This window comes from Frankia sp. RB5, assembly GCF_059816245.1.
The window spans coordinates 1-12,178 of the sequence record NZ_JCBATA010000111.1 but is presented as its reverse complement, the minus strand read 5'-3'; the positions used below and the strand labels follow the sequence as shown (position 1 = coordinate 12,178).

Annotated in this window: 7 protein-coding genes and 1 pseudogene; 4 read left to right on the top strand and 4 right to left on the bottom strand. The window is 70.7% G+C overall.

Features of this window, described 5'->3' with window-relative positions; genetic code table 11:
• Nucleotides 1-202: pseudogene (locus AC6EXY_RS32450) on the top strand (hypothetical protein); the annotation flags it as partial.
• 22 nt (nt 203-224) lie between these two features.
• On the opposite strand, the gene AC6EXY_RS32445 reads toward AC6EXY_RS32450, so the two are convergent.
• The 4 genes from AC6EXY_RS32445 to AC6EXY_RS32430 all read right to left on the bottom strand — a co-directional run bounded on the left by AC6EXY_RS32445 (nt 225) and on the right by AC6EXY_RS32430 (nt 7,489).
• Complete coding sequence (locus tag AC6EXY_RS32445; protein ID WP_499818922.1) at nt 225-1,949, bottom strand: proline--tRNA ligase; 1,725 nt, start codon at nt 1,947-1,949, stop codon at nt 225-227.
• Nucleotides 1,950-2,467: 518 nt separating this feature from the next.
• Complete coding sequence (murG, locus tag AC6EXY_RS32440) at nt 2,468-3,655, bottom strand: undecaprenyldiphospho-muramoylpentapeptide beta-N-acetylglucosaminyltransferase (RefSeq protein WP_499818921.1); 1,188 nt, start codon at nt 3,653-3,655, stop codon at nt 2,468-2,470.
• A gap of 1,255 nt (nt 3,656-4,910) precedes the next feature.
• Nucleotides 4,911-5,408: a hypothetical protein gene (locus AC6EXY_RS32435; protein WP_499818920.1), complete on the bottom strand. Its 498-nt coding sequence runs from the start codon at nt 5,406-5,408 to the stop codon at nt 4,911-4,913.
• A complete protein-coding gene (locus tag AC6EXY_RS32430) occupies nt 5,405-7,489 on the bottom strand; it encodes an AfsR/SARP family transcriptional regulator (protein ID WP_499818919.1) in 2,085 nt (694 codons plus the stop codon). The genes AC6EXY_RS32435 and AC6EXY_RS32430 overlap by 4 nt, the downstream gene beginning before the upstream one ends.
• Nucleotides 7,490-8,314: 825 nt before the next feature.
• On the opposite strand from AC6EXY_RS32430, the gene AC6EXY_RS32425 reads away from it, so the two are divergent.
• From AC6EXY_RS32425 to AC6EXY_RS32415, 3 genes are all read left to right on the top strand, one after another.
• Nucleotides 8,315-8,689: a hypothetical protein gene (locus tag AC6EXY_RS32425; protein WP_499818918.1), complete on the top strand. Its 375-nt coding sequence runs from the start codon at nt 8,315-8,317 to the stop codon at nt 8,687-8,689.
• 98 nt (nt 8,690-8,787) lie between these two features.
• The gene (gene fxsT, locus AC6EXY_RS32420; RefSeq protein WP_499818917.1) at nt 8,788-11,355 is read left to right on the top strand and encodes an FxSxx-COOH system tetratricopeptide repeat protein; all 2,568 of its coding nucleotides are present in this window, start codon (nt 8,788-8,790) and stop codon (nt 11,353-11,355) included.
• A 172-nt stretch (nt 11,356-11,527) separates the two neighbouring features.
• Entirely contained in the window at nt 11,528-11,995 is a 468-nt protein-coding gene (locus tag AC6EXY_RS32415; RefSeq protein WP_499818916.1) for a recombinase family protein, read from the top strand.
• The last annotated feature ends 183 nt before the right edge of the window (nt 11,996-12,178 follow it).

The following is a 12,178-nucleotide window of genomic DNA, read 5'->3' as shown; positions in this document are numbered from 1 at the left end:
GGCCCATGACACCGAACCCGCCGACGGGCTGATCCCGCTCACCGTCAACGAGGTCCGCCACCTCATCATCCAGCTCGCGATGCCCCGACCCGCCCCGGCCGCCGGCTTCGTGCTGGCCTGGTCCTGGCGGCGACGCCGCCACCAGGCACGCGCACAAGCCAGCCACTACCACCGCCAGGCCGCAGCCCTACAACTCAATTGATCACAAAAGTCGGGCTGGAGTACTAGGCCGACGGGTGGAGGAGTCGCTGCACTGCCTTCGGGAGGTCTGCGATGTCGATGTCGAGGGTGGTCGACCGGTCGCGGGTCCGTACTTCGACCACTCCCTCGGCGAGACGGCGGCCGGCGATGACCTGGACGGGGCAGCCGATCAGGTCGGCATCGGCGAACTTGACGCCGGCCGACCCCGGCCGGTCGTCGACGAGGACGTCAAGGCCCTCGGCCTCCAGTGTCGCAGCCACGCTGGTGACTGCCTCTGGGTCGACGTTCTTGCCGAGCGGGATGACCTCGACGTCGTAGGGAGCGAGCTCCGCCGGCCAGAGGATGCCGTTGTCGTCGTGGTGCTGTTCGATGGCAACGGACAGGATGCGGCTGATCCCGATGCCATAGCAGCCCATCACCATCGCCACATCCTTGCCGTTCGTGTCCAGGTAGCGGGCTTCCAGCGGCTGGGAGTACTTGGTGCCGAGTTGGAAGATGTGCCCGACCTCGACCGAGCGGTCGATCGCTAGCGGTCCGCTGCCGTCGGGAGAGGCATCACCCGCACGCACGTTGGTGACGTCGGCGAACTCGTCGGGGGTGAAGTCCCTGCCGAGGTTGCAGCCGGTGACGTGATGGTCGACCTGGTTCGCGCCGGTACACCAGTCGCGGCCGGCGGCGACGTGATGATCCGCAATGATCCGATGAACGTGGGCTCCGAGCCCGACCGGGCCGACATAGCCGCGGACCAGAGCCGGGTGCGCGGTGAAGTCGGCGGCGTCGAGTAGCGACGGTGCGGCTCCCAGGACCTTCGTGAGCTTGTGCTCGTTGACCTCGCGGTCGCCCGGGACCAGTACCGCGATCACCCGAAGGGCCGCCTCGCCCTCGACCGCGGGCAGCTTGTAGAGGACGCACTTCAGGATCTGCGACGCCGCAATGCCCAGGTGGGCGGACAAGTCGTCGACCCCAGGTACCCCAGGCGTGTGCACGCGAACCAAAGGTTCCGATCCGGGCTCGACCGGCTCGGGACGCGCGCAGTACGCCGCCTCCAGGTTCGCCGCGTACGTGCCGTCGGGCGCGTAGACGAACAGGTCCTCTCCGACCTCGGTGGGGGCCATGAACTCGTGGTTGACGTCGCCGCCGATCTCCCCGGCCTGTGCCTCCACGGCACGGAACCGCAGACCGCACCTGGTGAACACGCGTTCGTACGCCGAGTACATGACCGTGTAGGTCTCGCGCAGCGAGTCCCGGTCCGGGTGGAAGCTGTAGGCGTCCTTCATCACGAAGTCCCGGGCACGGATCAGCCCGGACCGGGGCCGCAGCTCGTCCCGGTACTTCGTCTGAATCTGGTACACGCTCAACGGCAAGTCCCTGTAGCTGCGGACCTCGTTCGCGACCAGCGTCGTGACGAGCTCCTCATGCGTCGGGCCGAGACAGAACTCTGCGCCCTTGCGGTCGGCCACCCGGAACATCAGCTCGCCGTACTGGGTCCAGCGGCCGGTCCGTTCCCACAGCTCGCGGGGCATCAGCGAGGGCATCAGCATCTCCTGGCTGCCGGCCCGCACCATCTCTTCCCGCACGATCGCCTCGACTTTGCGGAGCACCCGCAGCCCCAGCGGCAGATACGTGTAGACACCGGAGGCGACCTTCCGGACGTAGCCCCCCCGAACCAGGAGCTTGTGATTGACTGTCTCCGCCTCTGCGGGGTCGTCACGCAGCGTCCGAGCGAAGACATGAGACAAGTGATCCACGATCAAAGCCTTCCATACCGAGCCGTAGCCGACAGACGGCGGCAAGCTGCCGCTCGCGAGAGACGCCGAGCCCCCGAGAGAAACGTTGGCTCGGCTAGAGCGGTCGCCTCACAACCCTGGCGGGACGCACCGGCTCTCCCCTCGCGGACCACCTAGCCCGACAGCTCAGGTCCTATGAATGGCACGGTTGCGGCGCCACGTGTCGTGGTGGGCTCCAGCCCCTGATCCGCAATGTCCCCAGGGTACTACTGCCAGCCATCCAAGATAGCTACCCACCGTCACCAGTCGAGCCCTAGATCGATCAACGACCAGGGGCCTCGACGTGCGGCCGCCCCCACTGTCATCGGCTCACCCAAGATCATTCTAGTCCCAGCATCTACGAGGATCCAGGGCGAACGCTAACGGTCCCCGCTGCCGATCACCGAGCAGGCCGCAGCCCGGATCCTCAGCCTGCCGTTCCACCCCGCCCTCACCCACAGCGACGTCCGGCAGGTCGCTGCCCTCCTGCGCCAGGCGCTTCAGGGCCGCGGTCTGCCCTGACGCCAACCGGCGGCGTCGAGGACCACGTCCGCGAGGCGTTCGGCCGCGTCCGGTCGGCCGAATGCCCGTGCTCGCTTCGCCATCGTGGTGCAGACCGCCCGGTCGGTCAGCAGCGGCTCCACCGCCTTCCACAGCCGCTCCGGCGACACCTCACCCTCCAATGCCACCGCCGCGCCCGCATCCTGCAGATAGCGGGCATTGTGCGCCTGCTCGTTGCCCGCCGACGACGCCAACGGAATCAGCACCGCAGCTCTCCCGAGAGCGGTCAGCTCGGCAATCGTGCCCGCGCCGCTGCGCGACACCACCACATCCGCGAGCGCGAGAACGTCGGCGACCTCCCCACGCAGGAACCCCGTCAGGAAGTACCGCTCTGGCACCGCAAGACCCGCCGCGTTCCCACGCAATGCCTCGACGTTGCCAGGGCCGCACTGGTGGATCACGTTCGCGTGCTCCACCAGCCACGGCAGCGCCCCGGCCACCGCGGTGTTGATCTGCACCGACCCCTGCGCACCGCCGGTCACATACATCGTCGGCAACGCCGGATCATGGCCTGTCCAGCCCAACGCCGCCACCGCCCGAGACGCCTGCCCGGACAGCACCTCGGCGCGCACCGGATTCCCCGTCACCACGGCCGTGGCACGGACCGCGTCCGGTAGCAGTTCCAACGACGGCGCACTCGACACCGCCACCCGGGCGGCCACCCGCGCCAGCGTCCGGTTCGCCAGGCCCAGGCGCACCGTCTGCTCATGCACCACCAGCGGCCGACGGCACATCCACGCCGCCAGCCCCACCGGCACCGCGACATAGCCGCCCGTCGCGAGCACCACATCCGGCGCCCACCCGCCGACCAGCGAACGAGCCTGCACCACACCAAGCGGCACCCGGCCCATATCCCGCACGTTCTCCGCCGACGCCATCTTCCACAAACTGCTCGACCGGCGAATCTTGCCCGTGGCGACCGACCGGAAGTCGATACCCTCCTCCCCCGCCACCCGCTCCTCCAGGCCCCGTTCCGCACCGACCCACAGCACCTCAACCCCGCCGGCGCCCAGACGACGCTGAAGAGTCCGGACTGTCGTCAGCGCGGGGAACACATGACCCCCTGTCCCACCACCGGTAACGATCAGACGCAACGTCCGGCGAGGGCCAGGAGCGGCATTGCTCATAGTGGCCTCCCTTCGAGCTCCGGAGAATAGCCTTCGGGTGGGCGTTCCAGGCCCCGAGGTAGGCCCAGGCGAGCGGGCTTCAGGCGGCGCGTCCTCTCGGGGTGCCGCGTGCTGCTCTCGGGCGGCGCGGCGGGGGTGGATCAGCGTGTACCGCAGTCCCGTCATCGTGGACAAGGTCATCGGGCTTCCCGATCCTGGCGGCGACGCAGGCACTCAGGCCATCCCGGTCACGGGCCCTCGGAACCAGAGTGCTACCCGGGAGCTCGTGTCCGCTCCGGGAGGCTGTGCCGCACCATGGGGCGCCGTGTATCGCGGGGTGCGGGCCGGTCGGCCCGCCACGGTCGCTGACCTGTTCCTGAAAGCGGTGTGGTGATGAGCTCCCGGCCCCTCTCGGGTCCCGGGACCCGCAGAGAATTTCACCTGCCGGAGCCTGCGGCTCTCGCGGCCATACCCCTGAGCGCACGACGCCCGTGTAGTGCGGCGGCGTGAAAGTGCCGCCCAGCTCGGGGGGTGCTGGGCGGCAAAGGAATCTTAACACAAATTAGGGACGTCAACCCATCCCGGGCCTCACCCGAGGGTGGCGCAGGTATCTGCGTAGCCGCCGCGAAGATCTCGGGTCCTGACCGGCCGCGACGACAGACTTTGATGTCATCCACGCATACCACGCTCAGTCAGATCTTCCGCTCGTCCAGCTATGGAGTTCGGCTTTTCGAGTCGGGAAGGGCCGACGGGGCCTTCGTGCCGAGCTGATCCTCTTCGCCGACAGTATAGGGCTGGGCGATCTCTTCTTTGTGCAGATTTCGGCGCTCGGCTCATGGTGTGCCGCCGCCACTGCCGGCGATGCACGGCTTCTTCCTAATAGACCGTAAAAGTCCAGGATAAACTCGCCGGCCAGAACGGTCATCCTGCTTAGCGTAGGGCCAGCGCACCCATATCTTGGCCCCGGTGAACTGGTGGGGGACCGAGTGCTGCCCGTCCTCGTACCTGATGCCAGGGGCACGGTGGGGTGGAGGTGCCGGGCTGGGTAGAGCGCGATCAGCGGCTTCAGACGAAGCGGCGATCGCCTCCGCGGTCTTCGTCAGCGGGAGCGCGTGAGAAGGAGGCGTGGGAGATTCATTCGAGTCGTGATCTGGCGGCGATGGAGACGACTGCGGTGAAGGTGACGCAGGCGGCAATGAGGTGCCAGGTGAAGGGTTCGTTGTCGGTCCAGCGGTTCGAGCCCCCTTCTGACACGCCGCCCTGATGGGGAGATGGCCTATAGGAAGGGGCGGCTGCGGGTGCGTCGTTGTCCTTCGCGGAGATGGTCGAGGAGATGCTGGTGGGTGTGGGCGTCCGGGAGGTGGAGACGCACGATGCTGTGTCCGATCATGGCGATTTCGAGGTGGCCGTGGCGGATTCCGGTTTCGGTGACGGTCCAGTGCGGCACGCAGAGGACATCTCCGGGCGCGCTCAGGAAGACGACGGTTTGGAGGTTCGTGATGTAGAGGGTTCCGTCGCCGTGGTCGAGCCAGGTGGGGCCGCCCTGACGAGGTTCGCTGCGGGTGGACCATGCGGTGCAGGGGCTGCGGGTGTAGATCTGTTCGTCGGGTTGGCACCAGGTGGCTGCGACGGGCCAGGGTGCGGGCTGGCGGGCCGGGATCGTCGTGGTGGGGGGTCTGCGGAGCCGAAGGAGCCGATGCGGGCGACGGCCGCGCAGTTCGTGGTCGGCTTGGGCGGGCTCTGGGTTCTGCTGCCGGTCGTCGTCGGTGGTCATCGGACGGGTGGGGTACGGGGCCGTAGGAGACGCGCGAGAAGATCGGTGGTGGCGGGGGTGGGGCGGGCGCCGATCTCGGCGAGTCTGTGTTCGAGCCGGTGGTAGACCCGGCGGACGTCTGCGGGGTGGCCGGTATGGGCGTGCAGGCGCATGAGGTGGGTGTGGGCGGCTTCGGCGTGGGGGTCGTGCAGCAAGGCCTGTTCCAGGATGGCGACCGCGCCGGCCGGGTCGTGGTCGGCGAGGAGGTCGGCGAGGTCGCGGGCGGCATCGAGGGCCTGCTGGGCCAGGGTGGTGGCCGGGCCTTCGGCCCAGGGTGCCTCGATGCCGTCGGCGAACCGGCCGGTGTAGGCGTGGACGGCGCGACGCAGCGCGGTGGTGCGTTCGTCGTCGTCGCGGGCGTGGTCGGCGTCGTCAAGTGCGGTCTGGAAGTCCCACAGGTCGCAGCGGGCCGCGCCGTGCAGACGCAGTCGGTAGACACCCTTGGCGCTGTCGATGGTGATGGTCGTGCCGCAGGTGCGCCGGCAGGCGTCGCGGAGCCGGCGGACGCCTTGGTGGATCTGGTTTCTCGCGCGGGCCGGGTCGGCGTCGGGGAGGAGCCGGTCGACGAGCGTGGCGGTGGACGCGCCGTCGGGGTGGAGGGCGAGGTAGGTGGCGATCTCCATGCTGAGGAGTCCGTGGTAGGCGAGTTGGCCGTCGGTTCCGGTCAGATGCGGCCGGCCGAACGTCACGAGCATGACCCCCTGTCCGCTGGCACCTGATGTGGACAGCGGCGGGTCGACGGCGATCGCGGCAAGCGGGGCGACGGCGGGCGGCGGGAGAGCGGCTTGTGCCGGTACGAGCCGGGAGGCGGGCAGCGCGGGCGGTGCGGGGAGCTGCCATCCGACAAGCGGGATCGTCACCTCCTCACCGGCCGTGCCCGACATCCGGCGGGCGAGCAGACGCCGGGTGGGCTCCGTGCCCAGGGTGAAGGCCCGGCGAAGCCCATACGAGGTCTGATCGGCGGTGACGTTCCCGTCCGCGGCGACCATGACGCCGGGAAACGCGTCGCCAACGAGCAGCCCGTTGACCCCAAGAGGCGCGCCTCGTGCCAGCAGGCTGCGGATCATCGGCCCGCTGTTCGGCGCCATCTCGTCGAGGACGGCGACGATCACAGGGAAGGGTTCGTCGGGAAACGTGGCACGAAGGTCCGCGAGACCGGCCGAGGGTGCGACGCGCTGCGCCAACCGGGACCGGTGGCTGATCTCCGCGGCCAGATGCCGCACCATCACCGCGCAGGTCGGCGCCACGGCAAGGCCCAGGCGCTCGGGATCCGCCAGGCCGAGACGCCGCGCGTAGGCGACGCTCACCACCGGTTGCACCGGCCCGTTGCCCCACGGCAGGCCCTGGAGCAGCTGCGCGAGAACCGCTCGGATCACCCCGTCCCTGCCTGGGCCGTTCACTGCCCAGCCGGGCCCGGTCAGCACGTCGACGCTCACCACACCCGCCCCCGAGATCCCCGCCGCGATACGACATCCCCCGCCCGTCGAAGCGGCGTTGGTATGGCGAGTGTGAGGGTCGCGCAGGGCAGCAGCGAGCGCTTCCGGAAGGAAACCGTCCTCGTCGACCGCCGCCGCGGACGTCGGATGCGGCCCGGTCAGCGCCGGGTGCCGCCCCGGGTACGTCACGAGCCCTGGGCTCGGCCGCTGGGGAACAAACGCCACCATCTCGCCGGCGTTCATGCTCGGCTCCCGCGTTGGGGCCGGCGGGGATGGACGTCGAGGCGGCGGACCGGGAAGGGCAGGCGTGGTCGGCGGCGGTGACACCGGCCGGGCCGGCGACGTCGCAACGGTGAACACCGTCAGATCCCGCACCGCCCCGCCGGAGAACAGGCTCCCGAGCAGCGACGACCCCGGCCAGATCAGACCCCGCTCCCGCAGCCACACCCACACCACCACGGCCACGGCGGCCACCCACATCGCCCAGCCCGTGACCGCCAGGGCACCCACGGGACCGTTCGCGTGCACACGCCACGGCCCGGCCGCCGCCAGCAACGCGACCAGCACCGCCCCGAGTACCACCCCCCACCACCAGCGACGCGTCATCATCACTCCTTGCTGCCAGTCCAGCGCAGCACAGAGTAGACGACGCGAGCAGCGTTAAACAGCCCCAAACGCAGACTAATCCGCACTCCGATCATCAAACCTGTTTGATCGCGCACCAGCACCCAGAGAATGATCTTCCGTAGGCGATCCACTGGCGAGGTGGATGTGCCGAGCCGAAAGCACCTCCACCGCCCGAGCGTTGGATCTCGCGACAGGCGGGCCGTCAGGGATCGCCGCGGGGACGTGACCTGCTTCATAGCGCCAGGTGGGCAGCTGGCGGTACCGGAGCTGGCGATGGGCGTGGAGACCGGGGTTGTGTGGAACAAGTAGGCCAGTGCACCGCCGCGCTCCTCGGGTGACGCTCCCCGGATGCTGCGGCCAGGAGTTGGCGCCCTGGGGCCCGCCGGACAACCGTGTACGGCTCATCGACGCAGGAGAGTGCGCTCGGGACCTGTACGGCCGCGCTCCGCCGTCTCCCACGGTCAGATCCGCGTCCTCGTGGACGCCGCCACGCCCGTCCAGCCCGCCGGGACCCGATGCCGCCCACGACGACCATCGACGAGGCCGGGTCCGCGCGCGCCGGACCGCGGCATCTCGGCCTGTTCTGACCGGCCTGCCCCGTGAGGGCGAGTAATTCTTTACCCATTCGATCTTGGGTGGTGTCACTCCCATGCGGTTGTCGCAGGAAATCCCCCTCCACGCGACAATCCCCCGTGCGGGGGGTGTCGGGCCGGTTCGGTTCGGTGGTGGTGCTGCTGGTCGGTGTCGTTCCGTGTTCGTACACTGACACCGATCACCAGAAGGATGGTTTCGGGGGGTGGTTGGGTGCCGCGGCGCAGCGCCTGGTGGGTGTGGGCGGGACGGGTCGTGTTCGCCGTGGTCGTCGTCGGGCTGGTGGTCTATCTCGCCGTGGTCGGGTTGGACCGGGCGGACAAGCTCGCCAGCAGCCTCAGCCTGCTGGTGGGGCTGTTCGCGTTGGCCGCGCCGTACCTGCTGCCCGCGCCGGGTGGGTCGGGGGGCGAACCGGACCGGGTCGAGGACACCGGTGACGCCCGTGCCACCGGCGGCGGGCAGGCCACCACCGGCCTGCACACTGGCGATGTCGGCCGGGCGGCGCGGGCCGCGCGGACAGGGGACGCGACCGCGGACGGGCCTGGGTCGTCGGCCAACACCGGTATTCAGCGTGGGCCCCGGCCGTGAAAGCCAAGAAGACACCGCCCGTCGCGGCAGAGGCGGCTACGGTCGCCGGGTCCGGGGCCGCGTCCGCGGACCACGGTGCGGTCGCGAACAGCGGTGTCATGGGCCCTGTCACCGTCGAACATCATCATCATCCCCAGCCGGCGGCGCCCACAGTGTGGCCGGTGCTGGTGGGCCGGCCGCCCGGGTTGGCGTCGGCGTTCCAACCCCGCCAGGGCCTGCGCGACCAGATCACCGCGGCTCGTGGCCGCGGTGTGGATGTGGTCCTGACCCAGCGGAAGACCCGCCGGGACGCGGGTGCGGTAGGGACGCGGGTGTTGGCGGGTGGGGGTGGGGTCGGCAAATCGCAGCTGGCGGCCTGGTTCGCCCACCGGGCGCTCGCGCAGGGCACCGACCTGGTCGTCTGGGTGGACGCCGCCACCGCCGACCAGGTCATCAGGAGCTACGCCCGTGCCGCCGCACAGGTCGGGCTACCCGGCGCCGACGGGACGGATCTGACCGTCGACGCGCAGAGGTTCCTGGAGTGGCTGCACACCACGTCCCGGTCGTGGCTGGTCGTCCTCGACGACATCGTCGACCCGGCGCCGCTCACCGGCTGGTGGCCCCCACACCGGCCGGCCGGCTGGACGGTGGCGACCACCCGGCTACGTGACCATCCGACCCTGGCCAGCGCGGGACGCCTCCAGGTCGATGTGGACGTGTACAGCCCCGACGAGTCGACGGCGTATCTCACCGACCGGCTGACTGACGCCGGCCACCCCCACCTGCTCGACCCGGACAGGAAAACCGAGGGGCAGGGGACGCCGGCGGGCGGGCTGGCCGACGCGCTGGGCCATCTACCGCTTGCGTTGTCGCACGCCGCCGCCTACATGATCAGCCAGGGAGAAGGATGCGCCGCCTACCTGGCCCGCTACACCCATGCTGAGAGCCGGCTGGCCGACCTGATGCCCGCCGACGCCCAGCCCGACGGCTATCCCCGGGCGGTCGCGGTCACCCTGCTCCTCGCCCTCGACGCCGCCGACGCGGCCGACCCGCCCGGACTGGCTCGCCCCGCTCTCGCCCTGGCCGCACTCTGCGACCCCGCCGGACATCCGGAGGCGCTATGGGCCACCCCCGCGGTCACCGGCTACCTGACCGCGCACCGCACTGGTACCCCCAGCCGGGGCCGTTTTGGCCGGCGTCGCGCCGGCCGGCCGGTCAGCGCCGACCAGGCCCGCCGGGCGATGCGGCTGCTGCACCGCTACGGCCTGCTCACTCACACCCCCACCGACGGTGCCCGTGCCGTGCGGATCCACGCCCTGACCGCCCGCGCCGCCCGGGAAACCCTCCCCGACCCGGCGGCGGCCAGCCGGACGGTCGCCGACGCGCTTCTCGCCCTGTGGCCCCAGGCCGACCACACCCTCCCCGACCTCACCACCACCCTGCAGGCCAACACCACCACCCTCACCCGCCACGCCGGGGACCTGCTCTGGCAGCCCGACGGCCACCGGCTGCTCTACCGGGCCGGCACCAGTCTGCTCGACGCCGGCCTGCACGCCCCCACCGTCACCTACTGGCAGCACATGACAGACCAGGCCAGCCGGCTGCTCGGCGACGAGCATCCGGACACCCTGGCCGCCTGCGGCAACCTCGCCGGCTCGTACGGGCAGGCGGGGCGGACCGGGGAGGCGATCAGCCTGTTGGAGCGGGTGGCCGCCGACTGCGCGCGGCTGCTCGGAACCGAGCATCCGGACACGCTGATCGCCCGCGGCAACCTCGCCTCCTCGTACGGGCGGGCGGGGCGGACCGGGGAGGCGATCAGCCTGTTGGAGCGGGTGGCCGCCGACTGCGCGCGGCTGCTCGGCGACGAGCATCCGGAGACGCTGGCCGCCTGCGGCAACCTCGCCGCCTCGTACGGGCAGGCGGGGCGGACCGGGGAGGCGATCAGCCTCGAGGAGCGGGTGGCCGCCGATTCCGCGCGGCTGCTCGGCGACGAGCATCCGGACACCCTGACCGCCCGCGCCAACCTCGCCCTCTCGTACGGGCGGGCGGGGCGAACCGGTGAGGCGATCAGCTTGGGGGAGCGGGTGGCCGCCGACTTTGCGCGGCTGCTCGGCGACGAGCATCCGGAGACGCTGACCGCCCGCGGCAACCTCGCCCTCTCGTACGGGCAGGCGGGGCGGACCGGGGAGGCGATCAGCCTGCAGGAGCGGGTGGCCACCGACTGCGCGCGGCTGCTCGGCGACGAGCATCCGGACACCCTGGCCGCCCGCGGCAACCTCGCCGCCTCGTATCGGCAGGCGGGGCGAACCGGTGAGGCGATCAGCTTGGGGGAGCGGGTGGCCGCCGACTTTGCGCGGCTGCTCGGCGACGAGCATCCGGAGACGCTGACCGCCCGCGGCAACCTCGCCGCCTCGTATCGGCAGGCGGGGCGGACCGGGGAGGCGATCAGCCTCGAGGAGCGGGTGGCCGCCGATCGGGAGCGGCTGCTCGGAACCGAGCATCCGCACACGCTGACCGCCCGCGCCAACCTCGCCGCCTCGTACGCGCAGGCGGGGCGAACCGGTGAGGCGATCAGCTTGGGGGAGCGGGTGGCCGCCGACTTTGCGCGGCTGCTCGGCGACGAGCATCCGGACACCGCGGCGGCGGCCGCGGTGCTGCGGGAGTGGCGGGGCGACGCCGACCCCTAGAGCGATCTTGTCGGGGCGGCCAGGGGCGTCGGTTTGGGGTACACCCCAACACCACACGATCAACTTGCGCCGAGAGCGTCAGGTTAGGGTCCTTGGCGAGGTTTCTTGACGTGTGTCGGCTCGGTTCTAAGAGTCCAGCCTGACATTTCCGGGTGTGGCAGGGGGCAGGCGAATGCGGGTCGGCTACGTCAGGGTCAGCAGCGTCGACCAGAACAGGGTGCGCCAACTTGACGGGGTCGACGTCGAGCGGGTGTTCACCGACAAGGCGTCCGGGAAGGACAGCGCCCGGCCGAAGCTCGACGAGATGCTCGCATTCGTCCGCGACGGTGACACCGTGCTCGTGCACTCGATGGACCGCCTCGCCCGCAACCTCGACGATCTGCGCCGCCTCGTGCGGACCCTGACCGGCAAGGGCGTGCGGGTCGAGTTCGTCAAGGAGAGCCTCGCCTTCACCGGCGAGGACTCGCCGATGGCGACGCTGCTGCTGTCGGTCATGGGAGCGTTCGCCGAGTTCGAACGCGCCCTGATCCTCGAACGCCAACGCGAGGGCATCGCCGCCGCCCGCCAGCGTGGCGTCTACACCGGCCGCAAACCCGCCCTGGCTCTGGCGGTTTGGTTCGGCCCCATGTGGGCGGCTTGAAGTGGCCCCACCCGGCGGGTGGCTGGGTGGGGGTATGGCGGTTTGATCTGGCCCCGCTTGGGGCGGGTCAGGTGGTGGTTTGGCGGGCGGCGCGGGCGTGGGCGAGTCGGTAGGAGTCGCTGCCGGTTTCGATGATGTTGGCGCCGAAGGTGAGGCGGTCGACGATCGCGGCGCAGAGCCGGG